The 26,258-nt window shown below is 60.6% G+C and carries 23 protein-coding genes and 1 pseudogene; 16 read left to right on the plus strand and 8 right to left on the minus strand.

The window, feature by feature from the left end; translation table 11 throughout:
* Positions 1-37: 37 nt before the first annotated feature.
* Both KGB21_RS18600 and cueR read left to right on the plus strand, forming a co-directional pair.
* Positions 38-2,431, plus strand: coding sequence for a heavy metal translocating P-type ATPase (locus KGB21_RS18600; RefSeq protein WP_223506228.1), 2,394 nt, complete (start codon positions 38-40; stop codon positions 2,429-2,431).
* Positions 2,428-2,826 carry a Cu(I)-responsive transcriptional regulator gene (gene cueR, locus KGB21_RS18605; RefSeq protein ID WP_034149754.1) on the plus strand — a complete coding sequence of 133 codons (399 nt, stop codon included), beginning with the start codon at positions 2,428-2,430 and terminating at the stop codon, positions 2,824-2,826. Before KGB21_RS18600 ends, cueR begins: the two co-directional genes overlap by 4 nt.
* Positions 2,827-2,992: 166 nt before the next feature.
* Here the strand turns inward: cueR and KGB21_RS18610 are convergent, their stop codons facing one another.
* Positions 2,993-3,886: a PA4780 family RIO1-like protein kinase gene (locus KGB21_RS18610; RefSeq protein WP_223506230.1), complete on the minus strand. Its 894-nt coding sequence runs from the start codon at positions 3,884-3,886 to the stop codon at positions 2,993-2,995.
* A 445-nt stretch (positions 3,887-4,331) separates the two neighbouring features.
* Between KGB21_RS18610 and KGB21_RS29645 the strand changes: the two are divergent.
* A pseudogene (locus KGB21_RS29645) lies at positions 4,332-5,420 on the plus strand (cache domain-containing protein); the annotation flags it as partial.
* 129 nt (positions 5,421-5,549) lie between these two features.
* Positions 5,550-6,278: a methyl-accepting chemotaxis protein gene (locus KGB21_RS29650; protein WP_371917492.1), complete on the plus strand. Its 729-nt coding sequence runs from the start codon at positions 5,550-5,552 to the stop codon at positions 6,276-6,278.
* A 149-nt stretch (positions 6,279-6,427) separates the two neighbouring features.
* Here KGB21_RS29650 and KGB21_RS18620 read toward each other — a convergent pair whose 3' ends face one another.
* Complete coding sequence (locus KGB21_RS18620; RefSeq protein WP_034149751.1) at positions 6,428-7,219, minus strand: AraC family transcriptional regulator; 792 nt, start codon at positions 7,217-7,219, stop codon at positions 6,428-6,430.
* A 186-nt stretch (positions 7,220-7,405) separates the two neighbouring features.
* A complete protein-coding gene (locus tag KGB21_RS18625; protein ID WP_223506233.1) occupies positions 7,406-8,683 on the minus strand; it encodes an acetyl-CoA C-acetyltransferase in 1,278 nt (425 codons plus the stop codon).
* 205 nt (positions 8,684-8,888) lie between these two features.
* Here KGB21_RS18625 and KGB21_RS18630 point away from each other — a divergent pair, with 205 nt between their 5' ends.
* Positions 8,889-10,241, plus strand: a complete 1,353-nt coding sequence (locus KGB21_RS18630; protein ID WP_223506235.1) for a 3-oxoacyl-ACP reductase — start codon at positions 8,889-8,891, stop codon at positions 10,239-10,241.
* Between the two features lie 2 nt (positions 10,242-10,243).
* Positions 10,244-11,095, plus strand: coding sequence for a MaoC family dehydratase (locus tag KGB21_RS18635; protein ID WP_034149748.1), 852 nt, complete (start codon positions 10,244-10,246; stop codon positions 11,093-11,095).
* Here KGB21_RS18635 and KGB21_RS18640 read toward each other — a convergent pair.
* Together KGB21_RS18640 and KGB21_RS18645 are read right to left on the minus strand one after the other, a co-directional pair.
* Positions 11,092-11,505: a response regulator gene (locus KGB21_RS18640; RefSeq protein ID WP_223506237.1), complete on the minus strand. Its 414-nt coding sequence runs from the start codon at positions 11,503-11,505 to the stop codon at positions 11,092-11,094. The genes KGB21_RS18635 and KGB21_RS18640 overlap by 4 nt on opposite strands.
* An 85-nt stretch (positions 11,506-11,590) precedes the next feature.
* Entirely contained in the window at positions 11,591-11,788 is a 198-nt protein-coding gene (locus KGB21_RS18645; RefSeq protein ID WP_223506239.1) for a Flp family type IVb pilin, read from the minus strand.
* 313 nt (positions 11,789-12,101) lie between these two features.
* On the opposite strand from KGB21_RS18645, the gene cpaB reads away from it, so the two are divergent.
* The 8 genes from cpaB to KGB21_RS18685 are packed head-to-tail and all read left to right on the plus strand — an operon-like array spanning position 12,102 to position 19,587.
* The gene (cpaB, locus tag KGB21_RS18650) at positions 12,102-13,055 is read left to right on the plus strand and encodes a Flp pilus assembly protein CpaB (protein ID WP_223506241.1); all 954 of its coding nucleotides are present in this window, start codon (positions 12,102-12,104) and stop codon (positions 13,053-13,055) included.
* Between the two features lie 21 nt (positions 13,056-13,076).
* Entirely contained in the window at positions 13,077-14,339 is a 1,263-nt protein-coding gene (locus KGB21_RS18655; RefSeq protein ID WP_034149744.1) for a type II and III secretion system protein family protein, read from the plus strand.
* Entirely contained in the window at positions 14,336-15,523 is a 1,188-nt protein-coding gene (locus KGB21_RS18660) for a CpaE family protein (RefSeq protein WP_034149743.1), read from the plus strand. Before KGB21_RS18655 ends, KGB21_RS18660 begins: the two co-directional genes overlap by 4 nt.
* On the plus strand, positions 15,520-16,797 hold the full coding sequence (locus tag KGB21_RS18665; protein ID WP_223506243.1) for a CpaF family protein: 1,278 nt from the start codon (positions 15,520-15,522) through the stop codon (positions 16,795-16,797). Before KGB21_RS18660 ends, KGB21_RS18665 begins: the two co-directional genes overlap by 4 nt.
* A 10-nt stretch (positions 16,798-16,807) precedes the next feature.
* Positions 16,808-17,692: a type II secretion system F family protein gene (locus tag KGB21_RS18670; protein WP_223506245.1), complete on the plus strand. Its 885-nt coding sequence runs from the start codon at positions 16,808-16,810 to the stop codon at positions 17,690-17,692.
* Complete coding sequence (locus KGB21_RS18675; RefSeq protein WP_034149740.1) at positions 17,689-18,579, plus strand: type II secretion system F family protein; 891 nt, start codon at positions 17,689-17,691, stop codon at positions 18,577-18,579. Before KGB21_RS18670 ends, KGB21_RS18675 begins: the two co-directional genes overlap by 4 nt.
* A 10-nt stretch (positions 18,580-18,589) precedes the next feature.
* Positions 18,590-19,300 (plus strand): hypothetical protein, encoded by a 711-nt coding sequence (locus KGB21_RS18680; protein ID WP_223506247.1) that lies wholly within the window; start codon positions 18,590-18,592, stop codon positions 19,298-19,300.
* Between the two features lie 11 nt (positions 19,301-19,311).
* Positions 19,312-19,587: a DUF3613 domain-containing protein gene (locus tag KGB21_RS18685; protein WP_034149738.1), complete on the plus strand. Its 276-nt coding sequence runs from the start codon at positions 19,312-19,314 to the stop codon at positions 19,585-19,587.
* A 3-nt stretch (positions 19,588-19,590) separates the two neighbouring features.
* Here KGB21_RS18685 and KGB21_RS18690 read toward each other — a convergent pair whose 3' ends face one another.
* Both KGB21_RS18690 and KGB21_RS18695 read right to left on the minus strand, forming a co-directional pair.
* On the minus strand, positions 19,591-20,373 hold the full coding sequence (locus KGB21_RS18690; RefSeq protein WP_223506249.1) for a response regulator transcription factor: 783 nt from the start codon (positions 20,371-20,373) through the stop codon (positions 19,591-19,593).
* 112 nt (positions 20,374-20,485) lie between these two features.
* The gene (locus KGB21_RS18695) at positions 20,486-20,956 is read right to left on the minus strand and encodes a prepilin peptidase (protein ID WP_223506251.1); all 471 of its coding nucleotides are present in this window, start codon (positions 20,954-20,956) and stop codon (positions 20,486-20,488) included.
* A 75-nt stretch (positions 20,957-21,031) separates the two neighbouring features.
* Between KGB21_RS18695 and KGB21_RS18700 the strand changes: the two genes are divergently transcribed.
* Both KGB21_RS18700 and KGB21_RS18705 read left to right on the plus strand, forming a co-directional pair.
* The gene (locus KGB21_RS18700) at positions 21,032-21,472 is read left to right on the plus strand and encodes a TadE/TadG family type IV pilus assembly protein (RefSeq protein ID WP_223506253.1); all 441 of its coding nucleotides are present in this window, start codon (positions 21,032-21,034) and stop codon (positions 21,470-21,472) included.
* Positions 21,469-24,219, plus strand: a complete 2,751-nt coding sequence (locus KGB21_RS18705; protein WP_223506255.1) for an ATP-binding protein — start codon at positions 21,469-21,471, stop codon at positions 24,217-24,219. The genes KGB21_RS18700 and KGB21_RS18705 overlap by 4 nt, the downstream gene beginning before the upstream one ends.
* On the opposite strand, the gene KGB21_RS18710 is transcribed toward KGB21_RS18705, so the two are convergent.
* Positions 24,204-26,129 carry a pilus assembly protein TadG-related protein gene (locus tag KGB21_RS18710; RefSeq protein WP_223506257.1) on the minus strand — a complete coding sequence of 642 codons (1,926 nt, stop codon included), beginning with the start codon at positions 26,127-26,129 and terminating at the stop codon, positions 24,204-24,206. The two genes, KGB21_RS18705 and KGB21_RS18710, sit on opposite strands and share 16 nt — an antisense overlap.
* Positions 26,130-26,258: the final 129 nt, after the last annotated feature.

Raw genomic sequence — 26,258 nt, forward strand, 5'->3', positions numbered from 1 at the left:
TTGATCCTGTAGGCATCTTCTACAGGGAGCGTGACCCATGTCCGAATCCACCACCTTCGATCTGCCGATTGCCGGCATGACCTGCGCCAGTTGCGCCGGGCGTGTCGAGCGCGCCTTGAGCAAAGTCCTCGGTGCCAGTGCCGTCAGCGTCAACCTGGCCACTGAGCAGGCACGGGTTCAAGCGCCTGTCGACAGCCTGCCGGCCTTGATGGAAGCGGTGAAAAAGGCCGGTTACAGCGTGCCGCAGCAAAGCCTGGAATTGAGCATTGACGGCATGACCTGCGCGTCCTGTGTCGGTCGCGTTGAACGGGCGCTGAACAAAATGCCGGGTGTGAAGAGCGTCAGCGTCAACCTGGCCAACGAACGGGCGCACCTGGAACTGCTCGGCCAAGTCGATCCGCAAATCCTGATCGGCGCCGTGACCAAGGCGGGCTACAGCGCCAGCGTCTGGGAAGCCGAACACCCCAAAACCGACCTCCAACAAACTCGCCTGCACCGCGAACGCTGGGCCTTGATTGCGGCCATCGCCCTCGCCTTGCCGTTGGTCCTGCCCATGCTGTTGCAACCGTTCGGCGTGCATTGGATGCTGCCGGCCTGGGCGCAATTCGCATTGGCTACGCCGGTGCAATTTATCTTCGGCGCGCGGTTTTATGTGGCGGCATGGAAAGCCGTGCGCGCCGGTGCAGGCAACATGGATTTGCTGGTCGCCCTGGGCACCAGCGCTGGTTATGGCTTGAGCCTCTACGAATGGGCGACCGCCGACGGGCGTATGCCGCATCTTTATTTTGAAGCGTCAGCGGTGGTAATCGCCCTGGTTTTGCTGGGCAAATACCTCGAAAGTCGCGCCAAACGCCAGACCGCCAGCGCCATTCGCGCCCTCGAGGCTTTGCGCCCTGAGCGGGCGATTCAGGTAATCGATGGCCGTGAACAGGACGTCGCTATCAGCGCCTTACACCTCAATGACCTGGTGCTGGTCAAACCCGGCGAACGCTTCCCGGTTGACGGTGAAGTGGTCGAAGGCCAGAGCCATGCCGACGAAGCGCTGATCAGCGGCGAAAGCCTGCCGGTACCGAAACAACCGGGCGACAAGGTCACCGGCGGCGCGATCAACGGTGAAGGCCGGTTGCTCGTGCGCACTCTAGCCCTCGGTGCGGAAACCGTGCTGGCGCGGATCATTCGTCTGGTCGAGGACGCCCAAGCGGCAAAGGCACCGATCCAGAAACTGGTAGATAAAGTCAGCCAGATCTTCGTGCCGGTGGTTTTGCTGCTGGCCTTGGCGACCTTGATTGGCTGGTGGCTGTACGGCGCGCCAATCGAAACAGCGCTGATCAACGCTGTTGCGGTGTTGGTGATTGCCTGCCCTTGTGCACTGGGCCTGGCCACGCCGACGGCGATCATGGCCGGCACTGGCGTGGCGGCGCGCCACGGGATTCTGATCAAGGACGCCGAAGCGCTGGAGCGTGCCCATGAAGTCAGCGCGGTGGTGTTCGACAAGACCGGCACCTTGACCTCGGGCGCACCGCGCATCGCCCATTTAAGCGCCATCGACGGAAATGAAGCCGGCCTGCTGCAAATGGCCGGTGCGCTGCAACGCGGCAGTGAACACCCGCTGGCCAAGGCTGTGCTGGACACTTGCACCGAACGCGGGTTGATCGTCGCCGATGTCACCGACAGCCAGTCCCTGACCGGACGTGGCATCGCCGGCAATCTCGACGGTCGGCGTCTGGCCCTGGGCAATCGTCGCTTGCTGGAGGAAAGCGGCTTGAATGCCGGCTCACTGGCAGAATCGGCCACCGCTTGGGAAAACGAAGGCCGGACCCTGTCCTGGTTGATCGTACAAAGCCCGGAGCCAACGGTGCTGGGGCTGTTCGCCTTCGGTGACACCCTCAAGCCCGGCGCGCTGCAAGCGGTGCAACAGCTGAGCGCGCGCCACATCAGCAGCCATCTGCTGACCGGCGACAACAGAGGCAGCGCCAAAGTGGTTGCCGAAGCGCTCGGGATCAGCGACGTACACGCCGAAGTGTTGCCAGCGGACAAAGCCGCCACGGTCGTCGCGCTGAAAAAAACCGGCGTGGTGGCGATGGTCGGCGACGGCATCAACGACGCCCCGGCACTGGCCGCCGCCGACATCGGCATCGCCATGGGCGGCGGCACCGACGTGGCCATGCACGCCGCCGGGATTACCCTGATGCGCGGCGATCCGCGACTGGTGCCGGCGGCGCTGGAGATCAGCCGCAAGACCTACGCGAAGATCCGCCAGAACCTGTTCTGGGCCTTCGTCTATAACTTGATCGGCATTCCGTTGGCGGCCTTCGGCTTCCTCAACCCGGTGCTGGCGGGTGCGGCGATGGCGCTGTCGAGCGTCAGCGTGGTGAGCAATGCGTTACTGTTGAAAACCTGGAAACCCGAGGACCTGGAGGACAACCGATGAACATCGGCCAAGCAGCTAACCACAGCGGCCTGAGTGCGAAGATGATCCGTTATTACGAATCCATCGGTTTGCTCAAGGCTGCCCATCGCACTGATAGCGGTTACCGGGTTTACGGCGACGATGACTTGCATACCCTGGCGTTTATCAAGCGCTCACGGGATTTGGGGTTTTCCCTGGAAGAGGTCGGCAAACTGCTGACCCTCTGGCAAGACCGCCAGCGTGCCAGTGCCGATGTGAAGGCATTGGCCCGTCAGCATATTGATGAGCTGAACCAGAAAATCCGGGAGCTGGGGCAACTGCGCGATACATTGCAAGACCTGGTTGAGCATTGTCAGGGCGATCACCGGCCGGATTGTCCGATTCTCAAGAATCTTGAGTCGGGGTGCTGTACCTGAACGAACACCAGCTGTAGGAGCTGCCGCAGGCTCGGGCCGCGTTCGGACGATCTTTTGATTTTGGATATTAAGATCAAGATCAAAAGATCGCAGCCTGCGGCAGCTCCTACAGGGATTTGTGTTGCACATAAAAAACCCGGCCGAAGCCGGGTTTTTCTTTAGCCGATCACTGCATCCACGGCGGAGGCGGTTCTTCGGCCTTGCTTGGGGGGGCGTCGTCAGCGGCACGGACCGCTTGCTTGCGCTCTTCATCCAGGCGTGCGGCCTCGATCTCGCGCATGATGCCGCCCACGTCGGCCAACTCTTCCGGCTCGTCGAACTCACCGGTCAAGACACTGGCCGGGTGCAAGGTACCGGCCTCGTACAGGGCCCACATTTCCTTGGCGAAGCGGGTCTTTTTCAACTCCGGCGCAAACCGTCCGAAGTAGGACGCCATGTTGCCCACGTCCCGCTCCAGCATGCTGAACGCGTGGTTGTTGCCCGCCGCGTCCACCGCCTGCGGCAGGTCGATGATCACAGGACCAGTCGGCGTCAGCAGCACGTTGAACTCGGACAGGTCACCGTGCACCAGACCGGTACACAGCATCAGCACGATCTGCGAAATCAGGTACGCGTGATATTCGCGCGCCTGATCCGGCTCCAGCACCACGTCATTCAGACGCGGCGCGGCATCACCGTACTCGTCGGCCACCAGTTCCATGAGCAGCACGCCTTCGAGGAAGTCATACGGCTTGGGCACTCGCACACCGGCGCTGGCCAGACGGAACAGCGCCGCCACTTCAGCGTTCTGCCAGGCGTCTTCGGTTTCCTTGCGGCCAAACTTGGAACCCTTGGCCATGGCCCGGGCTTGACGGCTGTTGCGTACCTTGCGGCCTTCCTGATACTCGGCCGCCTGGCGGAAACTGCGTTTATTCGCCTCCTTGTAGACCTTCGCGCAACGTAACTCGTTGCCGCAGCGCACCACATAAACAGCTGCTTCTTTACCACTCATGAGTGGGCGCAGCACCTCGTCGACCAGACCGTCCTCGATCAGGGGTTCAATGCGTTTTGGAGTCTTCATCAGCTTTTATTGTGGGTCCTTTATTACCAAACACGCGAAAGTCATTCGTTATACGGCAATCCACTCAATCGGGGGAGGGGGTGCCGACCTATGAACATTGCCGATGCACACAATGTGCCGTTTTCATCACGAAAACCTGCGGTCCATCACCGGCCGCTCTGGATCATAGCCGAGGCCGCAGCACTTGTAGTCTGCGGGCTGCAAGGGCATTTGTGACAGAAGCTGACATCCGGATTCATACCCTGCGCAGGATTTTTCAAAACAGTCCTCAATTTCCTCCGACCGCCGCCGAAGTCCTAAGTGACAAACTGATTTGTCCGACAATCGTTCCGACAACAATAACGATGCCGCACTCACGGATCCGGGTTCACAAGAACGTTTACGGCTGCCAATAAACCGCGAGTCATCTGCACTGCGTGGGCCTACAAGAAAATCTGGAGCGCGGATGAACATCAAACAGAAGTTGACCTGGGCGTTTGCAATCATCGCCTGCTTGCCCGTGGTGCTGGTCGCCACCCTCGTTGTGCTGAACTTGCGCAGTGACGCCAAGGACGGATTCGTCGACAGCAGCGGTCGTGAAATCCGTCAGGTCAGCAATGCCATGCAACTGTTTTTCGACGGCATCAGCCAGAACGTCGAGTATCTGGCCAAGCAACCGCTGATCACCAACTCCGACGACAGCCTCAAGACCTACATGAGCGCCAACGCCGCGAGTGTTCCTCAGGGTGAGGCGGACAAGAAACTCTTCGGCTTCCTGCAGGACCTGGGCAACGCCCACCCGTCCTATGCCTACGCGATTCTGGGCACCGCCGCCGGCGGTTACGTGTCGTGGCCGGACGATGCCAAGCTGGCCAACTACGACCCGCGCCAGCGTCCGTGGTACAAGGCGGCCCAGGCCAAACCGGGCAAGCCGTTCCGTACCGAGGCCTATTACTGGGCCGAAAACGATACGTCCTACGTCAGCACCGTGCGCACCATCGACAATAAACTGGGCACCAACGGCGGCGTGGTCAGTATCGACGTGTCGCTCAAGCAGCTGACCGAACTGGTCAAACAGATCAAGCTCGGCGAAACCGGTTACCTGATGCTGCTGGAAAACAACGGCACCGTACTGGTCGACCCGAAACAACCGGAACACAACTTCAAGGCCCTGAGCAGCCTCGGTGAGGGTTATGCACAACTGGCCAAGGCCGGCAAAGGCCTGGTTGAAGTCGAACTCAACGGCGAACGCTACATGGCCAACGTCTGGCCATCGGAGCAGCTGGGCTGGACCTTCATCGGCCTGATCAAACAAAGCGACGTGATGAGCACGGCGACCCAACTGACCTGGTTGATCGCGATCATCGCGGCGGTACTGGCGGTGATCTTCGCCGTGGTCGGCGCCAGTTTCGCCAGCGTCATCGTGCGTCCGATCCGCAGCGTGGCCGATGGCCTCGAAGGCATTGCCCAGGGTGAAGGCGACCTGACGAAAAACCTGCAAATACGTGGCAGCGACGAAACCGCGCAACTGGCCAGCTGGTTCAACCAGTTCCTGACCGCGATTCGCAACCTGATCCAGAGCATTGGCGGTGCCGCGACGAAAATTCTCGCCACGTCCAAAAGCTCGACCCAAGTGTCCAGCGACATGGCCGAAGCCGCCGGTCGCCAGCGTGAGGCCGTGGACATGGTGTCCACCGCGTTCCATGAAATGGTCGCTACCGCCAATGAAGTAGCGCGCTCTTGCAGTCAGGCCGCCGAATCGGCCGACAGTGGTCAGCGCCAGGCGCGCGAAGGTCAGCAGCAGATCGACGCGGCGGTGAGCAGCGTCGATCGCCTGAGCCAGGAAATCGAACAGTCGGCGCAGTCGATGCAACAACTGGAGCGCGACAGCAATGACATTCAGTCGATCCTCGGCACCATTCGCTCGATCGCCGAGCAAACCAACCTGCTGGCACTGAACGCGGCCATTGAGGCAGCACGGGCCGGCGAACAAGGTCGGGGTTTTGCGGTGGTGGCGGACGAAGTGCGGGCGCTAGCCAAACGCACGGCAGACTCCACGGCGGAAATCGACGGGTTGCTGGGCAACCTCGCCAAGCGCACCAGCCAGGTCACTCAGCAGATGCATGCGAGCCTGGAAGTGTCGCAGCAATCGGTCACGCGCATTGGCGAAGCACGCAGCAGTTTCGGGCAGATTCGTGAGTCGGTGGATGTGATTCGCGACATGAACACGCAGATCGCCACAGCTGCTGAGCAACAGCATCAAGTGGCCGAAGATATTAATCGGCACATCAGCCAGATCCATGGCGATGCGCAGCTGGTGGCGGAACTGGCGAACTCGGCGCGACTGGACTCGCAGAGTCTGGCGGGGCTGTCGAATGAGCTGGATGGGTTGGTTCGACGCTTCCGCACCTGACAACCAGTACAGATATCTGTGGCGAGGGAGCTTGCTCCCGCTCGGCTGCGAAGCAGTCGTAATCCTGCCAACGCGGGCCATCTGGTACGCCGCGCGGGCTGAATTGGGAGCGCTTCGCGCTCCAGCGGGAGCAAGCTCCCTCGCCACAATTATTGCCGAAACAACTCCCCCGGGGTAAACCCGAACAGACTTTTGAACGCCGCAATAAACGCCGACGTCGAGTCATACCCACACGCCAGCGCGGCATTGGTCACGCTGTCGCCCTCCTCCAGCAAACTCAACGACGACAGCAACCGCGCACGTTGCCGCCAGCCCCGGAAGCTCAACCCGGTTTCACGCTGGAACAGGCGCATCAGGGTTTTTTCCGAGGTCCCCAGTCGCTCTGCCCACTCTTGCAACGTCACGTTGCGATCGGGATTTCCAATCAGCTCGTTGCATAGCCCCAGCAACCGTACGTGGCGGGGTAACGGCAGGGAAAAACCGACTTCCGGCAACCCGGCCAGTTGATCCAGCAACACGCTCACCAGCCGCGCTTCCTGGCTGTCGCCCTGCGGATACTCCACCGGCAGCAAACAGAAACTCTTGATCAGCTCCCGCGCCAACGGTGTCACTTCCAGCACCCGGCAACGTCCGTCCGCCCACTGGCAATCCTCGCGTCGCACGTACAGGCTGCGCATCTCGGCGCGCATCGACGTCACCACTTGATGTTCAAGATCCGCCGGAATCCAGATGCCCCACTGCGGCGGCGCAAAGAAACTGCCTTCAGCGGTGTGCACACCGAGAACGCCGCTGATGGCATAGGAAAACTGCACCCAGTCGTGGCGATGGGACGGGGTCCAGGAACCCGCGTTGAGACTCTCCACCCGCGCATACAGCGGACGCGGCAGCACGGTGATGGGAGGAATGCTTCGCTCGAGGGAGACTTGTCCGCTAGTCGACATTGATTGGCCTTATGTTGCGAGACGGCTGATGGGGCCGACGTTAGGCCATGCCGAAGGTCTATTCAACACCGGTGATACCTGTGTGGCTTGCCAGCGATAGCGGTGTGTCAGGCAACAGAGATGTCGAATGTGCAATCCCCATCGCTGGCAAGCCAGCTCCCACAGGACGCCATTCCACATCAGAAATCAGCGTTCGATGATGGCGGTAACGCCCTGCCCTCCCGCCGCACAGATCGAGATCAAGCCACGGCCCTTCCCAGCAGCATCAAGCAGTTTCGCCAGATTGGCGACGATGCGCCCGCCCGTGGCAGCAAACGGATGCCCCGCTGCCAGCGAACTGCCCTTGACGTTGAGCCGGCTGCGATCGATGGAGCCCAGTGCAGCGTCCAGGCCGAGACGGGTTTTGCAGTACTCCGCGTCTTCCCAGGCCTTCAACGTGCAAAGCACTTGCGCAGCGAAGGCTTCGTGAATTTCGTAGTAATCGAAGTCCTGCAGCGTCAGGCCGTTGCGTGCCAGCAAACGCGGTACCGCGTACACCGGGGCCATCAGCAGCCCTTCGGCGCCATTGACGAAATCAACCGCCGCCGCCTCGCCATCGCGCAGGTAAGCGAGAATCGGCAAGCCGCGTTCCCGTGCCCACGCTTCACTGCCCAACAGCACCAGCGACGCACCATCGGTCAACGGTGTGGAGTTGCCCGCCGTCAGGGTACCTTTGGCACTTTTTTCATAGGCCGGTTTGAGTGCGGCAAGTTTTTCCAGCGTCGAGTCCGGGCGCAGGTTGTTGTCGCGGGTAAGGCCGAGAAACGGCGTCATCAAATCGTTGTGCCAGCCTTCGGCATAGGACGCGGCCAGTTTTTGATGACTCTCCAGTGCCAGCCGATCCTGTTCTTCGCGGGGGATGTTCCAGGTCTGCGCCATCAGTTCGCAATGTTGGCCCATGGACAAACCGGTGCGCGGCTCGCCGTTGCGCGGGAACTCGGGGATCAAATGCCGGGGCCGTAATTGCAGGAAAGTTTTCAGTTTGTCGCCGGAGCTCTTGGCGCGATTGGCTTGCAGCAAAATCTTGCGTAGCCCTTCACTGACGCTGATTGGCGCATCGGAGGTGGTGTCGACGCCACCGGCAATGCCGCACTCGATCTGGCCGAGGGCAATCTTGTTCGCCACCAGCAATGCCGCTTCCAGCCCGGTGCCGCAGGCCTGCTGGATGTCATAGGCCGGAGTGGCCGGCGACAGCCGCGAACCGAGCACGCACTCGCGCGTCAAGTTCATGTCCCGCGACAGCTTGAGCACCGCCCCCGCGACCACTTCGCCGATGCGCAAGCCGTGCAGGTTGTAGCGTTCGATCAACCCTTCGAGCGCGGCGGTGAGCATGACCTGATTACTGGCGGTGGCGTACGGCCCGTTGGAACGGGCGAAGGGAATCCGGTTACCGCCGATGATCGCGACGCGGCGCAGTTGAGTCATGAAAAGCTCCTGATGAAATATCTGATCTGAACACCGTCCTCTGTAGGAGCTGCCGCAGGCTGCGATCTTTTGATCTTGATTCTGAAAAAGATCGCAGCCTGCGGCAGCTCCTACAATGATCAAGCGTAGGCCTTATCTCGTGGATCGAACGACTGATCGCCATTCGTGGTCCACACTTTGAACCCCAGCTGCCGGAGCGCGTTCCATGTCTGACCGCTATATCGACTTCGCCAATTCGTCCATCGGCCATCGTCTGGTCGGGGCCATGGGCCTGCCTTCGCCGGTACGCCTGGAACGCTGGCAAGCAGGCCGGTTGCGCCCGGTCGAAGGCGCATTGCTGATCGGCGGCGGGCCGCTGGCGGAAAAAGTCAGCGCCTTCGCCAACCGCCTGACCGACGCGATCTACAGCTACGGCACCGAACCCTCCATGGCGACCGCATGGATTCCCGGCCACGGTCCGAAACTCAAGGCTATGGTATTCGATGCCAGTCACCTGGTGCAGACCGATCAGCTCAAACAGTTGCGCGAGTTCTTCCAGCCGTTGATGAAGAACCTCGATCACTGCGCGCACTTGGTGATTCTCGGGCGTGACCCGCTGACCTTGAGCGATCCGTTCGCCGCCAGTGCCCAGCGTGCGATTGAAGGTTTCAGTCGCTCGCTGGCCAAGGAACTGCGCAGCGGTGGCACCTTGCAGTTGATCCACGTCGGTGAAGGTGCCGAAGATCAACTGGAAGGTCCGTTGCGGTTTTTCCTCTCGCCGAAAAGCGCTTTCGTGTCCGGACAAGTCATTCGCCTGAACGCCTGTGCAACCCAAGTGACGGACTGGACTCGCCCACTGGCAGGGCGCAAGGCATTGGTCACTGGCGCCGCACGCGGTATCGGTGCATCCATCGCCGAAACCCTGGCCCGGGACGGCGCCGAGGTCATCCTGCTTGACGTGCCACCGGCCAAAACCGATCTCGAAGCCCTCGCCGCACGTCTCGGCGGGCGCAGCATCACCCTCGACATCTGTGCGGAAGACGCCGCCACGCAACTGGTCGAACAGTTGCCCGACGGCATCGATATTGTGGTGCACAACGCCGGTATCACCCGCGACAAAACCCTGGCCAACATGACCCCGGAATTCTGGGATGCGGTGCTCGCGGTCAATCTCAACGCCCCGCAAGTGCTGACCAAGGCCCTGCTCGACAGCGGCAGCCTGCAAGACAACGGCCGCGTGATTCTGCTGGCGTCGATCAGCGGCATTGCCGGCAACCGCGGGCAAACCAACTACGCGGCGAGCAAGGCCGGACTCATTGGACTGGCGCAATCCTGGGCGCCGTTGCTGCAAGAACGGGGCATCAGCATCAACGCCGTGGCGCCGGGGTTCATCGAAACCCAGATGACTGCGCACATTCCCTTCGGCCTGCGCGAAGCCGGGCGACGCATGAGTTCACTGGGCCAGGGCGGCTTGCCGCAAGACGTCGCCGAAGCGGTGGCCTGGCTCGCGCAACCGGGCACCGGCGCGTTCACTGGGCAGGCCTTGCGCGTCTGCGGGCAAAGTGTGCTGGGGGCATGAGCATGATCACCGACTGGCACACCCTCAACCGCGAGCCCAGCCTGCCGGGTCTATACGTGCAAGCGGCGACACGACGAAAAATCACTGGCACCACGCTGCCCGATTCGGGTTTGCGTTGCTGGGTCGATGTCGATCCGAAGCGGCTGGATGCGTATCGCAAGGTTTGCGGCTTCGCCGACAACGGTCTGCTGCCGCCGACTTATCCACATGTGCTGGCGTTTGCATTGCAGATGCAATTGCTCACGGCGAAAGCGTTTCCATTTCCGCTGCTGGGGTTGATTCATCTGAGCAATCGCATTCGCGTGCTACGCCCCATGGGCGGGGTCAATCGGGTTCGGGTCAGCGTACAAGTGCAAAACCTGCAACCTCACGCCAAGGGGGCGACGTTCGACGTGGTGACGACCCTGGACGATCAATTGGGGCCGTTGTGGGAAGCCGAAAGCCAGATGCTCTGTCGTGGCGTCAAACTCGACGGCGAGCCCGTAGAAGAGGTGTTGGACTCGACACTGCCGCTGACCGAAGTCACCCACTGGAAGGCGCCTTCGGACATCGGCCGGCAATACGCCAAAGTGTCCGGCGACTACAACCCGATTCACCTCAGTGCGGCCAGCGCCAAGTTGTTCGGTTTTCCCTCGGCCATTGCCCATGGCTTATGGAACAAGGCGCGCACGCTCGCCGCACTGGCCGATCACCTACCGGCGGCGAATGTCGAGATCCATGTGCAATTCAAGAAACCGGTGCGTCTGCCCAGCGAGGTGGCGTTGCTTGCCAGTGCGGCGGGCTCCAGCGGGGATTTGCAATTGCTCGGTACAGGGGATCTTGAGCATATGAAAGGGCATTGGCGGCCGCTTTAACAGGCAGCCAGCGCTCCATACGGTTGCGGGAACAGGTTGTTCAACGTTTCCAGCAACCGCACGTGATAGATCGGTTTGCGAAACAGATCCAGCACCTGCAACCGCAGCATTCTGCTGACATCCTCCATATCCGCATGCCCGGATATCACGATTACCGGCAAATGCTGACGCGACGTATGCTCGCGCAAGCGCTTGATCAACGACATGCCACTCTCTTCCGGCATGCGCAAATCGGTGATGACCAGCGCAATGTCCGGGTGCTGGGTCAGATGCTGCAACGCCTTTTTGACCGACGTCGCGGTAAAACAATTAAAACCTTCCCCGTCCAGCAACTCCGCTAACTCCAGTAACGCGTCCTCCTCGTCATCGACCAGAAGAAGTTGTTGGCGCAAAAGTGCGGGAGCGTTCATAGGCAACAACCGTAATGGACTAAGCGCTGACATTAGAACCCACCTGAAGCTTTGGCAAGTTGCCGACAAGACCTTGCGTTTTTAATTAAAGGGCGTCTTTTATTTTGGTGAATACCGCGGTGAGGTCAGTCCCGATACCGCCACTCAACCCTGCAATTACCACCGCGACCATCGCAGCTACAACCGCGTATTCGATACCCGAAGCCCCCTCGGTATCTTTGGCCAGCCCTTTGTAGAACGCGATCTCTGACTTGACCTTCTGAACCAGCGTGGCGATAGACATGACGTGCTCCTCAATGACCTCGGGTGTTGCACAGGCGCAACATGATTCCCCTTTGCCACCATCAGCATTGTCGGCATTTCCTTGCCCAACAACTGTAAGAAGGTATTAATCAGAAAGTATTAGTCTTTTTATTGGCGTCAAAAAAACATCGATTATTTATTTTAGAAAGATATTTATCAAACCGTGATGGCGTTTTGCTTTTGCTGCGCTACGTTCAATTAGCGAAATCGTTTTATGTTCATAGCTTCCTGATTGCGAAGTTGTCTCGTGAGGAAAACGAGTTCTTTACGCAGCAGGGAAAGGGAGAGCCGTCATGAACAGCCGTATCACTCTGGTCCTTGCCGGGTTTTCTCTGGTGGGTGCTGTCATTGCCGGTTACACGGGGCTGACGCTGAGCCGTCAACCGGCCGTTTCTCCCGTGACCCAATCCGCGGCCAGCGACTTGGTTTCATCCGTTTCGGTACCTGTTGCGCAACCAGAAAATGACACCCGCCAACCCGTCGTGGTGCTGCTGCACGACATCGCGCCGTTTGTGGAAATCACCGCTGCTGACGTTGCCCTGGAAAAACTGCGAGCCGTCCCGGCCGGCAGCCTCAGCCGTCTGGATCAAGCGATCGGCCGCACGCCCTGGCGCGCGCTCGGTGCTGGCAGCTGGCTCAGTGACGACAGCTTCGAAGCCGGCAGCAAAGTGGCGCGAATGATTCGTCCCGATGAACGCGCGCTCGCCGTCGCCGTCGATGAAGTGATCAATGCCGGTGGGCAATTGGCCCCCGGCGACTATGTCGATGTGCTGCTGTTTTTGCGCATGGACACCAACAACCCGCAGCCCTCGGCCCAACTGGTGATCCCGGCGTTGCGCGTGCTTGGAGTGGGCGAACAAATGGGCCTGACCAACGACGGCCAGCCCTCCAGCCCGACACGCGGCAGCGATGAAAAACTCCGCCAGGAACAACAACGCGCCATGGTTCGCACCGTGCTGCTGGCCGTTCCCGAACAACTGCTGAGTCGGCTGATGCTTGCGGCGCAAGCCGGTGTGCTGCGCCTGGCCGTACGCAGCGCAGAAGAAAAACGCCTGGCGCGCTACTGGGCTGGTGAAAGCGATTCCCCGGCCAACCTCGCCAACGCCAGCCGCGATTTGATCCAGTTCAATCAACTGGCCATGACACCGCCACCCAAACCTGTACTTGCCATTGGCGCGTCCACGCTGGCGCGCAAGACGGGTGTGGAAGTCATACGTGGCAATGCACTCACGCAACAGAATCCCTGAATCGAGCAAGGACGCCTTTTAATGCGCAGACGTTTTATGCCGTTGTTCAACGGCTTGATCTGGGCCACTTTGCTGGGCGGCGCACCGCTCACGTCGGTCATCGCGGCAGCCGGCAATTGCGCGGCGCTAGGCCAAATGCCGGCGGTACTGGAAGTCGGCGAAGGCCAGCAACAGGAACTGCAATCGCCCGTGGCAATCACTCGAATTGCCGTGGGCGACCCGAAAATCGCCGATGTGCGGGTGAACGGTGACCAGGCGTTCTTGCTCACCGGCATGGCCCCGGGCGCTACCAGTCTGATGGTCTGGTCCGCCTGTGCCAGCGCACCGCGGCAAAGCATGGTGTTCGTTCAGGGCCGCGCCACTGCTGCGATGACCAGCGCCTCCCGATTGCCCTCCGATGATCCGTTGCTGCCCTCCCAGGTACAGACCGATATCCGTTTCGTCGAAGTCAGCCGGACCAAACTGAAAGAGGCCAGCACGTCGATCTACGGCAAAAACTCGAACTTCCTGTTTGGCTCTCCCGGCACAGTCCCCAACACTGGCGTGACACCGCGGGTGTTTCCGCTGCGCAACATCGACCCGCGAATTGCCGTGCCGAGCATTCCTTTGGCCAACGACGTGTTCAACATCGTCGCCGGTGGCGGTAACTTCCTCGCCATCATCAACGCCATGGAAAGCAGCGGCTTCGCCTACACGCTTGCTCGCCCCAGCCTGGTCGCCCTCAGCGGCCAGAGCGCAAGCTTCCTCGCTGGCGGTGAAATCCCGATCCCGATCCCCAGCGCCAACAGCAACAGTTACTCCATCGAATACAAGGAATTCGGCATCCGCCTGACGCTCACTCCGACGGTGGTCAGTAACGACCAGATCGCCCTCAAGGTCGCCCCCGAGGTCAGCGAACTGGACTACAACAACGCCGTGACCATTGGCGGGACTACGGTGCCGGCGTTCACCATTCGCCGCACCGATACCAGCATTTCCCTGGCCGATGGTGAAAGTTTTGTCATCAGTGGTTTGATCAGCACGCAAAACGGCTCGCAAGTCAGCAAGTTTCCGGGGCTGGGCGACATTCCGATTCTCGGAGCGTTTTTCCGCAGTTCTTCGGTCAGCCGCGAAGAGCGTGAACTGCTGATGATCGTCACTCCACACCTGGTCCAGCCGTTGGCCGCCAACGCACAGTTACCGTCGCTGCCCGGTGAAAGACTGCGCAACTACGACCCGAACTGGTATCGCCTGTATTTCCTCGAAAATGGCGACTTCGATAAACGCAGCGGGTTATCGCAATGAGCCAGAACCTGAGCCAGACCTTTCTTGCGATCACCCGTAACAACACTGACCTTGAGTGGTTGCAAGGCGCCCTCGCGCCATTGGGCCAAGTCGTCAGTGCCGGTGCCGGCAGCCTCGACGAGTTACTCGCACTGGCGGACGTGACCTTGACCAGCCTGGTGTTTGTCGGGCTCGACCGTGAGCACCTGGTGGCCCAATGCGCGTTGATCGAAGGCGCCCTGGAGGCCAAGCCGATGCTCGCCATCATCGCCCTGGGCGACGGCATGGACAATCAATTGGTGCTCAATGCCATGCGCGCCGGCGCACGGGATTTCGTGGCTTATGGTTCACGGTCCAGTGAAGTCGCAGGGCTGGTCCGGCGCCTGAGCAAACGCCTGCCACCGGTGACGCCGAATACTCATCTGGGTGGCCTGACCGTGCTGTACGGTGCGCAGAGCAACGGCGATGGCGCGCTACTCGCCAACCATATGGCGCAGGTGGTGCAGAAGTGCGGCCAGCAAACCCTGCTGCTTGACCTCGGGCTGCCGCGCGGCGACAGCCTGGCGTTGCTGGGCCTGGAAAGTTCGTTTCATTTCGGCGATGCCCTGCGGCACTTGCGTCGGCTCGACGCAACGCTGATCGACAGCGCCTTCACCCGCTGCGACGTCGGACTGCGCATCCTCGCCTACGCCAGCAATGACGCGCCGCTGGAACACACCAGCGCCGCCGAGCTGTACATGCTGCTCAGCGCTCTGCGCCAACACTTCCAGCACATTGTGGTGAACCTCACCGGCCAGCCCGACAGTGAAGCCTTGCGCACTTTCGTCAGTCATTGCGACAAGCTGTTGTGGTACACCGACCAGAACGTGCTCGATTGCCGCCGCAACCTCGCGGTCCTGAACCTGTGGCGCGAAAAAGGCATGAAGCTCGATCACGCCAAGCTGTTGGTGGACCGCTACCTGCGCAGCGTCGCGCCGGATTCGGATGCGCTGGGCAAAAGCTTTGACATGGAGATCATTGCCACCCTCGCCTACAGCCCCGAGGTACGCCTGAATGCCAAAAACCAGGGTGTGACCCTGTTCGAACTGGCGCCCCGGGAAGCGCTCACCCAAAGCCTGCGCAGCCTCGGCGAACGTTTGGCCAAGCGCTCCGAAAGCCTGGCCAAACCCAAATCCTGGTTCAGCCGCTTGCGGGGTGCGCAATGAGCGAAAAACTATTCGGAGCCGCGCAACGCGGGTTCGCCGGCAATACTGATCACGACGGCCTCAAACTGGTGCTGCACCGTTACACCATCGACGCCATCGAAGAGTCCGGGAAAAACCTGCTCGAAGGTTCGCGGCAAGTATTGTCGCAGTTCGTCATCGATAAAGTGGCCGAGTACATCGGGCGCCTGCACCTGGCGATTTCCCGGTACGAGATGGAGCGGCTGGCCGAAGAGATCGTCGACGAACTCACCGGGTTCGGCCCGCTGGAAGTGCTGCTGCGTGATCCGGCCGTGACCGAGATTCTGGTCAACGGCCCGCACCGGGTGTTCATTGAGCGTGATGGCGTGCTGCATCAAAGTGACTTGCGCTTCATCGATGCGCATCACGTCGAACGCGTGATTCAGCGCATCCTTGCGCCGCTCGGACGGCGGCTCGATGAGTCGTCGCCCATGGTCGATGCGCGCCTGCCGGACGGCAGCCGGGTCAATGCGATCATTCCGCCGATAGCCCTCGACGGCCCGTGCCTGTCGATTCGAAAGTTCCGTCAGGACATGCTTAACAGCACCGATCTGATGGCCATGCAAACCATCGATCAGGCCATCTACGAGTTCCTCCAGGAAGCCGTAGGCAAGCGCTGCAACATTCTGATCAGCGGCGGCACCGGCACCGGCAAGACCACGTTGCTGAACATTCTCAGCCAGTTGATCAACCCCAACGAACGGCTGGTGACCATCGAGGACGTCGCCGAACTGCAATTGGGCCACCCCCACGTCGTGCGCCTGGAAACCCGCCCGCCGAATGCCGAGGGCCACGGCGAAGTGAAGGCCAGCGATTTGATTCGCAACGCCCTGCGGATGCGCCCGGACCGAATCATCCTCGGCGAGATCCGCGGCGTCGAAGTGGTCGACGTGCTCACCGCGATGAACACCGGCCACGATGGTTCGATGAGTACCGTGCACGCCAACAACGCCCAGGATGCGTTGCTGCGCCTGGAAACGCTGGTCGGGTTGACGGGCCGCAGCATCGCCGAACGAACTCTGCGGCAGATGGTCTGCGCGGCGCTGGACGTGGTCATCCAATTGACCCGAATGCCCGATGGCCGGCGTTGCGTCAGCGAAGTGGTGGAGGTGATCGGCATCCGCGAAGACGTGTATGTCACCAATACTCTGTTCCGCCTCGACCGCCGCAGCGGCTTCGGTTTCATGCGCGAGGCGGCCAACCCCGCCGGTGACAAATTGCGCCGCGAGTCGGCGCTCTCCCCCTCGTTTTATTAAAGGCCACGGCATGCTCAAATCGCTGCTGCTTATCTTCCTGTGCCTGGCCTTGCTCGGTCTGTCGGTGCGTTTGCTTGTTCGCGGCATGCGCCAGCCCGGCACGCAGCGTGCGCTGGCGCGCTTGAGCCAAGGGCAGCCGGAGCGCGTGGTACAGAAAGCCTCGTGGATAGCGCTGGATCGTGCCTTTTTGCGCGCGGGCCTCGGTCGTCCGACGGAGCATCTGGGCTTATGGCTGGCGCTTTGGGGGCTGGGTGTTCTGTCCGGCTTCGTGGTGGGCGGCTGGTTCGGATTGCTCGCCCTGTTGCTTTTGCCGCCCTTGCTTCTGCGGCTGTATGTGCATTGGCGTTATCAGCGCCGCCTCAAGCGCATGATCGAACAATTGCCGCCGCTGCTGGACCACACGGTGCGCAGCCTGAAGTCCGGGCGAACCCTTGCCGATGCGGTGCTGGGCGCCATCGATGCCGCCGAAGACCCACTGAAAAACGCTATGGGCCGGGTGCAACGCAACGTGCAGTTGGGCGTCAGCCTGCCGGACGCTACCTCGGACTTCGCCGAACTCTACGACAAAGACGAATTGCGCTTGTTCGCCCTCGGCTTAAAGGTCAATCACCGTTATGGCGGTAATGCCAGTGAGCTGCTGGAAAACCTGATCAAGCTGATTCGCGAACGGGAACAGGCGGCCCGCCAATTGAGCGCCATGACCGGCGAAACCCGGGTGACGGCGGTGGTCCTTGCGGTACTGCCCGTCGCCCTCGCCGGTTACTTCCTGATAGCCAATCCGAAGTACCTGATGAACATGTGGAACGACAGCTCGGGCCAGGCGATGCTGGTGGGCGCGCTCGGCTTGCAGGTGATTGGCTGCCTGGTGCTGTGGCGAATGTTGCGCAGCCTATGAACCTGCCGATGCTGCTGAGCTCGCTGCTGTTTCTCCTGGCTTCGCTGTTGCTGCTGAGCGTCGTGCTGCAATGGCGTCGACGTGCACGGCAAGTGGTGCAACGGCTCGACGGCAGAATCCCGAGCGAATATCGACTCAGTCAATGGCTGCATGCGCTGGGTAGCAGCCAGATTGGCCAGCGCTTGGTCAACCTCGACATCGAAACCCAGACGCTGCTTAACGGCCTCGGCTGGCGAAGTGCGCGCAAACGCGCGTTGTTTGCCGCCCTCCAGGTCGGCGTTCCGGTCTTGGCAGTGGCCTTGAGCTTTGTGATTCAGGGCTTGTTTTTCCCGCAGGTGAACAACCACTGGATAGCTCCGGCATTCGCCCTCGGTTTCGGCTACCTGTTGCCCAAGCGCCTGCTGGCGGCGGCGGCGAAACATCGGCAAAAAAAACTGGCGATCGAGATTTCCACTTTCATTCCGCTGCTGCGCATCCTCTTCGAATCGGGCATGGCCGTGGAGCAATCGCTGCGGGTGTTGAGCATCGACGGCAAACAGTTGTTGCCCACCCTCACGCATGAATTGCGCCTGATTCTGGCCCGGGTCGATTCCGGCCTGGAACTGGGCGACGAATTGAACAAGGCCAGCCGCTTGCTGGCGGTAGACGAATTCACAGACACCTGCGTGATCCTGCAACAGCTAATTCATCAGGGCGGCGGTGCGATGAAGTCGCTGCTGGCGCTCAAGCTGTTGCTGGATGACCGACGCCTGACGCGCCTGCAGGAATACGTCTCGAAGATGTCCGCCAAAATGTCCGCCGTGATGATGGTGTTTCTGTTCCCGGCGTTGTTGATCGTGTTGGCCGGGCCGGGTTTGACTGCCTTGGCCAAGGCTTTTGCTTCTTAGAGGGATCGTGATGAAAGCATTGATTGCCGGTTTGAGTCTGTTGATGTTGGGCGGCTGTGCGAGCAACGGCCAGACACCGTGGAGCGCGCTGAGCGAGTCCGCCAGTTGCGGCAAGCTGAATTCTGAACAACAACTGTCGCTGAACCTCGCCGACGACATGGCCAAGGAGGGCAAACTGCACGCCAGCCTGGCCAACTTACAGGGCATGCCAGACAACCTCGCCGAAGTGCGCCTGCGCAAGGCCAAGGTCTATCGACTGCTGGGCCGCAGCGAGGCCGAGCCGCTATACCGAGGCCTGCTCGGTGGCTGCATGGCCGCCGAAGCTGAACATGGCCTCGGCCAACTCGCCGCCGCCCGCGATGATAACGGGCTGGCTCAGGCCCATTTGCTGCGGGCTGTGCGACTGGCGCCCACCGACGAAAAAATCCGCAACGACCTCGGCGTGGTGTACCTCAATCAATTGCGCGTGGAAGACGCCCGTTTCGAATTCCTCACGGCCCTTGAACTCAAGCAAAACAATTCACTGGCGGCGCGGAACCTGGTGACCTTGCTGATTTTTCAGGACGACTGGAGCCGCGCCGCCGAACTGGTCAGCCGCCTGGGCTTGAGCCCGGCCGAGGTCACCGAAGCCCAGGCCCGCGCGCAAAGACTCAAGTCTGCGGCCAAGCCCGGCCGTACCGCCGCCGCGCAAGTCGCCGCCGTCACTTCGAACTTTCAGTAGGGAGACACGACATGAAACCGACCACCCTCTGCTGCCTCGGCCTGCTGGCCCTGCCTTTCACGAGCCAGGCCATCGACGCCGGCCCCGCCTCGCCACAACAACAGGAAACCGAAGGCTGGCTGCAATTGCAAAGCAGCAACAGCGCCGCCTCGGCAAAACTCCAGAGCGCCAGCGCGACCGAACGCGAACTAACGATGCAGCGCTGGCTGAAGAGTTATCAGCATGAGATCCCGCCGTTCTTTGATCAGTACGAAGGGGGGAAAGTGGACAGTGGGTCGGGGGAATAGGACCTAGTGAGCACTGTGTCTTTGACGCAACCCGGAACTACCGGGCGAAAGCGCCAACGCCAACTGCGTCCGGTTATGCATACGCATCAACCGCAACACCTGGGACACATACAATTTCACTGTGTTCTCGGTAATCCCTAACTCACAGGCGATCTGATAATTGGTCTGGCCCTTGCCCACCAATCGCGCCACATCCAACTGCCGGGGCGACAGCTGATTGAAAATCGCCGGAATCTCTTCACGGTCGTTATCACTGGCAGTTTCCTCACCTGACTCCGATGAACATGGAGCACGCAGCGCCTTGTCCAGGTTCTGGTACAAATCATCAATCGACTCGGACAGATACTGCAGTTTCTGATTCAACTGCCCCAGTTGCAGGGTCTTGTGCCGCTCTTGTAATACCACTTCCTGACGTTGCAGACCTTCAAGCAATTCACTCGGATTAATCGGCTTCTGATAGTAATCGGCGAAGCCGGCGCGCAACGCCTTGATCACATCCTGCTTGTCGGAACACCCGGTCAGCATGATCGCTTCAAATGCACGATGTTTGCCGGACAGGCGTTGAAGTTCCTGGACCAGTTGAATCCCGTCCAGGCGCGGCATGTGCAGATCGCACAACACCAGGCCGATGTCGGTGTCTTCGTTGAAGCGTTTGATCGCTTTATGACTGGAATCGCAGGGCACACAACGGTAACCACTGTTCTCGAGAAATTCGCAGAGTTCTTCAACAACTATTGGCTGGTCGTCGACCACAAGAACTTTTACTGCCGAGGTACGCTTGTTCACATGCAACTCCCTGCCGAGTCAAAGACTGACTGTTCCTTTAACTGCCGCCAATAGCTGTACAACTCATGTAAGAAAGTAGACGCACTTTCAGAGTCTGTACAAGAATGGGTGGCTAGCGAAGCCAGGCCAGCGTCAGCAAAAAACCCACCAGCAAGAACGGTGCAAAGGGCTGTTTTTTTGACATTCCTGGTGCCAGATAACGAAGATGTTCTCTAAGTCCTTGGCCAATATAAAGCCAGACTTTTGGCGCTATTAGCAGCCAACACACGCTGGCCAATCCCGCGCCAATAAACACACCCAACACGTGCCGACCGTCCGTCGCGAACCCCAAGGCGACCATGAGTTTGACATCCCCGGCACCCAGCCGGCGCATGGCGAAACCGGGCAACGTGAAGGCCAGCGCCAACAATGCAGCCCAACCACCCTGCGCTGCCGGCGCGCCCAGCCAAGTGCTGTCGCTCCAAAGCAAAAAGGTCAGGGCCAGGGCCCCGACACCCAGGGTCAGGCCATTCGCGATGTGCCGCTCCCGGGCATCCTGTGCTGCGCATAGCGTCAGCCAGATAAGTAGGACAAAGCTCTGCATCCGGTAAAAAACGTCCGTTTTGGCTGAATGATTCTATGCTGACATTACGCAGTAACGGTCAGGGTAGACGCCATCATGAAAAGCAACCTCCCCCATAAGCAAAAAGGTGCCGCCGCGATTGAATTCGCCTTGGTCTTCGTCATCTTTTTCGCTGTGTTTTACGCCATTGTCACTTACAGCCTGCCGCTGTTGCTGATGCAGTCGTTCAACCAGTCGACGGCCGAAGCCGTGCGCCGCAGCGTGGCCCTGGATCCGAACACACCCGGCTATGAGGCCGCGTTGAAAACCGTGGTCAAGGACGAGTTGAACCGGCAGTTGGCGTGGATTCCCGCCGGACTGAATTTCAACGTCGACACCGACGCGACCACGACATTTACAGCCGGCGTGCTGAAGGTCAGCATTAACTATCCCTCCAATAAGTTGAGTGCGGTCATCCCGTTCCTGAACCTGCCAGGGATTGGCCCGGTACCGAACTTGCCGGCGACGATGACCGCCAGTTCGAGCCTGCAATTTTGAGTGCGGGGGATAAACTCTTCGGGCGTCTCCTTAACCGCCACCCAACACCGCTGGCCTCTCTGGAGCCCCCCAACGTGCTCGGTGTGGGCTTACAGATGCATCTGGATCGCGAGGGTCACGTGCTGCACTTCAGCGGTCCTTTGCGCAACCTGCTGGCACAGCAGACACCCGCAGCGCGAGCACCGCATCTGCTCGATTTCCTGTTGCCCGACTGCAGCCTCAGTGTCGACGGGCCGCCCGCCGAATGGCAGGGCCAGACGCTGGACCTGGACTTCTACAGCCTCAGCGGCCAGCCCTTGCATTTGCGCGGATGGGTCCAGCCGCTGGCCGATGCCTGGATGCTGCAATTACTGGACATCGGCGACCTGTTGCTCGAACGCCGGCAAGCGCGCCAGCGCGAGCAATGTCAGTTGCTGACCGTGCACATCAGCGAACAGTTGCGCCTGTGCAGCCTGACGCGATTGCCCGAGGTACTGAGCGACCAATTGCAGAACCTGGCCCAGCGTTTTCACATCCCCTGCATCGCGCTCGCGTTGCTCGACGAGCAGGATCAGGGTTGGCAGATTCACCAGCACTACGCCAGCTACGACGCGCCCCGACTGTGGCAAACCGGGCAACGCCTGGGCACCGGGCTCGACAGTTTGAGCGGCTCCGCGCCCCAGCATCTGCTCCCCGGCCAACACCCGCGCCTGCAAGGCACATTCGGCAATGCCGAGGGTTTCGCCGTGCCTTATCACGATGCTCAAGGCGTGGTGGCGTGGCTGCTCTGTGGGTTTTACCCGGTGCAGCAACGAGCATTCGACGTCTGCGAACGCGATTGGCTGCAGCTGGCTGCCGCACTCGGCGGCCCGGTGCTGGAGCGCCTGCGTGAGCATCGCCATCAATTGCAACTGGAACGCCTGGAGGCGTTGCAGGCCTTGCTCGGCACGGGTTGGTGGGAAGTGCTCAGCGACAGTGCCGAGGTGCAACTGGCGCCCTCGCTGGCCAGCAGCCTGAACCTGGCGAGTGCGCGGTTGCCCTTGATCGACTGGCTCGACCGGGTGCATCCGGCCGATCGCGACGAGCTGCGCAGTCGCCTGCAAACATTGCAGGACGACAGCACCCCGCTGCTGCTGTGTGTGCGCTTGCATCAGACCGACGCCAGCCCTTCACCGACCTGGTATCGCCTGCAAGGCCAGGCCGTGGGTACCGGAAGAAACCGCCGACTGGTGGGTTTCATGCTCGACATCAGCGACATCAAGAATCAGCAGCAACACGCGGCGGCGGCCCATGCACGACTGGACAATCTGATCGCCAGCTCACCCGCCGTCATTTACGTGCAGCGCTATGTCGAAGGTGCATTGCATCCGACCTTCTTCAGCGAAAGCCTGCTGCCACTGCTTGGCTGGACCCTTGCCGATTGCACGGGTGCTGCATTGATCGAACGGCTTCACCCCGAGGATCGCGACGGCTATTTCGAGCGCACCCGGCAGTTGTTGCGCGAAGGTTCGGTGCGCGCCCGTTATCGCCTTCGCGACAATCGCGGCGACTATCACTGGTTGCTCGACGAGGCCAGGTTGCTGCGAGATGACCTCGGCCTGCCGGTAGAAGCCGTAGGCCTGTGGCTCGACGTGACTGAAGCCACCCTGGCTGCCGAGCAAGTCAAACTGAGTGAGGAGCGCTATCGGATTCTGGTGGAGGATTCACCGGCGATGATCTGTCGCTACCGCCCGGACCTGACCCTGACGTTCGGCAACCGGCCGCTGGCGACTTACCTGGAGTGCTCGTCCGAACAACTGCCTGGGGTCAACCTGGGTAGCTGGATGTCGCCGGAACAACGTGACTCCTTCCTTCAGCGCCTGAGCCAGTTGAGCCCGGAGTTCCCGGTCAGTACGGCGGAAGTCAATCTACAACTGCCCGGCCGTGAACACGCCTGGTGGGTCTGGTCGGATCGCGGCGTGTTCGACGAGAAAGGCCAGTTGCTGGAGATTCAGGCCGTAGGCCGCGACAACACCGAAGTCCGGCGTTCCCAGCAGCAGCTCACACAAAGCGCAAAAATGGCTACCCTCGGTGAAATGGCCACCGGTCTGGCGCACGAACTCAATCAGCCGTTGAACGTGATGCGCATGGTGATCGTCAATGTGCTCAAGCGCCTGGGCAATGGCGAGGCGCAGACTGATTACCTGGCCGACAAGCTCAACCGCATTGATGCGCAGATTCAACGCGCCGCGCGGGTGGTGGATCACATGCGGGTATTTGGCCGTCGCTCGGAGATCGAGCAACAGCCGTTCAATCCAGCGCGGGCCATCGAGGGCACGCTGTCGCTGCTGGCCGAAGGCATGCGTGGCAAAGGGCTCGAATTGCGCATCAGCGAAACCCATTTTGAGGTGCAGGTGCGCGGGCACGTCGATCAGTTGGAACAGGTGCTGATCAACTTGATGGTCAACGCCCGGGATGCGTTGCTCGGCAAGCGCGAAGCCAATCCCGAATTCAATCCGTGGATCTCGGTGTATGCCGAGCAGGTCGGGCAGGTGGTACGTCTGTGGGTCGAGGACAACGGCGGTGGTATCGACCCACGCCTGCTGGAGCGTATTTTCGAGCCGTTCTTCACCACCAAACCGGTGGGGGTCGGCACTGGCCTGGGGTTATCGGTGAGCTACGGTATCGTCGAAAACATGGGCGGCAAATTAAGCGTGCGCAATTCGGTCGAGGGGGCACGGTTTTGCATCGAGTTGCCGGTTGTGGAGGCAGATCAGATCACCAGATAGGCTTTGCCTTTTTCACCGCAAGTGAGGTTGAAACCGACGTCGACCTTGTTGACGTCAATCCCCAGGTTAACCAGCAGACTGTCGACGATCGGGTCCACCAACGGCGCGAGCAGCCCGCTAATGGCAGAGGCCAGGAGCGAGAGGACGTCCGACAGCGTTGACGACAAGGTACTCAGCAAGCCGCCCAACAGGCTGCCGATGGAGGGCGAATGTTTGATCAATGTGATACCGCCGAGCGTGCCCCTCAGGCTGCCCACCACACCTGACACTTCGACCGGGTGCGTGGGTTGCGGAGCCACATTGACGTCATGGGGATTGGCGAAGGTGTAATTGGGCTCGCTTTTGCCGGCAATCGGGCTGTCGATCATGATTTGGCTGCCGCCACCTGCGAAGGGCGTCCGCGCGCCACAATGGGACAAGTCGGTGCAGACTTTCGAGCCGATATCGACCAGCGTCAGCGGTGAAAGGCTCGGCGCCGGCGAGGACGAAAGCCAGACCGCTGCGTCGATCTGTCCGACTTTAACTTGCACGGCCGAGATGTTGGTGGTGGCGGTCAGGCTCTTGTTGGTCGGGCTGGCGCAAGAATAATCCGTCACATAACTACTGCCCGTACCGGCTTCGAGACCGAGATCGAGGCTCAGGCCATTGGGTAAAATTTTCAGGTCCGTCTGGGTGCAGCTGCCGAAAATGCAACCCGGCGCCAGCAGGGTGTTGATCAGCTCTATCACCGGGCTCAATAGCGCGTTGACCAACTGCAAGACGCTATCGATCAGCGACAGGTTGACTGACACCAGAATGCGAACCTGAGCAGTACTCACAAAAATCCTGTTTACGCCCAGCGGCGCCAGCTTCGCCAGCGCCGGGTCACCCACCGCCGAAAACTGCGGTGGCTGAATGACTTTTATGCGGGTGTTCACGCCAGCCAACCCCAACACATTCACCGGCAGGACCGCGCTCACTGCGCTGTTCTTGTTCACCAGCTGGATAAAACACTGGAGCAGCTGAAACAGCTGCATTGAAGCGTCAAGCCCCGCCGCTTGCGTCCCGGTTTGCAAGGTCAGCAAATCACCCAGTCTGATCGGCGAGGCGTTGGTCGCCGACACCTGCAAACTGGCCAGCGCAGCTTTTACATCCACCGAAGCCCCGTTCACCGTCACGACGTTTGCGGCGACCTTGATGAACCTGGAAACACTGCCTTGAGTGTTCAGCAACGCCGTGTAGTTACCGGCCGTAACGCCCAGCTCAATGGCCAATTGATCCATGAACTCAAGCAGATTGATATCGGTTTTGATTAACCCGTCCCAAGCACCGGCGGTCAGGTTCACGTTGCCGCCAAGCAGTGTCGAGAACAACGGGTTCAAGAGGTTGGAGCGGGCCGTGTCGGCTCCAGCCAACGTGCTGCGGATACTGAGTTGCGCCAAGGTGATTTTCGGTTCGGCGGCGACGGCGGTGGCGCTGAGCCGGGTGGTGAGGCCGACCGGCCCACCGGACAGCAACGCGCCAATGCCGGCGGCCACGCTCGTGACGACAGTGGCGCTCGCGACGACTTGTACGGCGGCGGACTTTGTCGAATCGGCGGAGAACGCTCGCAGGTGATCAGCGCCAACCTGCAAGGTGCCGCAACTGACCGCCAGCGTGTTGTCGGCGTTAACGGTAAAACCATTGCGCGTGGCGCTCTGCGCGGCGTAGGTGGCAGCACTTGCACCGGACAGGCAGTTGCCATCGCGGGTCACGGCTTCGAGTGCAGCGGTATCCGCCACCCGCTGCAATTTGCGTTGTTCCAGGTACAACCTGCCGGTATCGATCACCAGCAACATGAACCCCAATGCGAGGGCCAGGGTCCCGGCGGCCATCAGGCCGATAGCCCCCCGTTGGCGGCTCGGGCCTCGAAATTGCTGGCGGGGGGACATGGTGCACTCCTTTGCCGACGCGCTGCCGGGCGCAACCTCCGTTGGTGTGATGCAGTGTAGACAAGGGTTGAACAGACTGCTGGCAACTTGCCACCGACGGACAAAAATCTCTGTGGGTGCAGGCTTGCG

This window comes from Pseudomonas sp. GL-RE-29 (assembly GCF_019947275.1).
Lineage (GTDB): Bacteria > Pseudomonadota > Gammaproteobacteria > Pseudomonadales > Pseudomonadaceae > Aquipseudomonas > Aquipseudomonas fluorescens_A.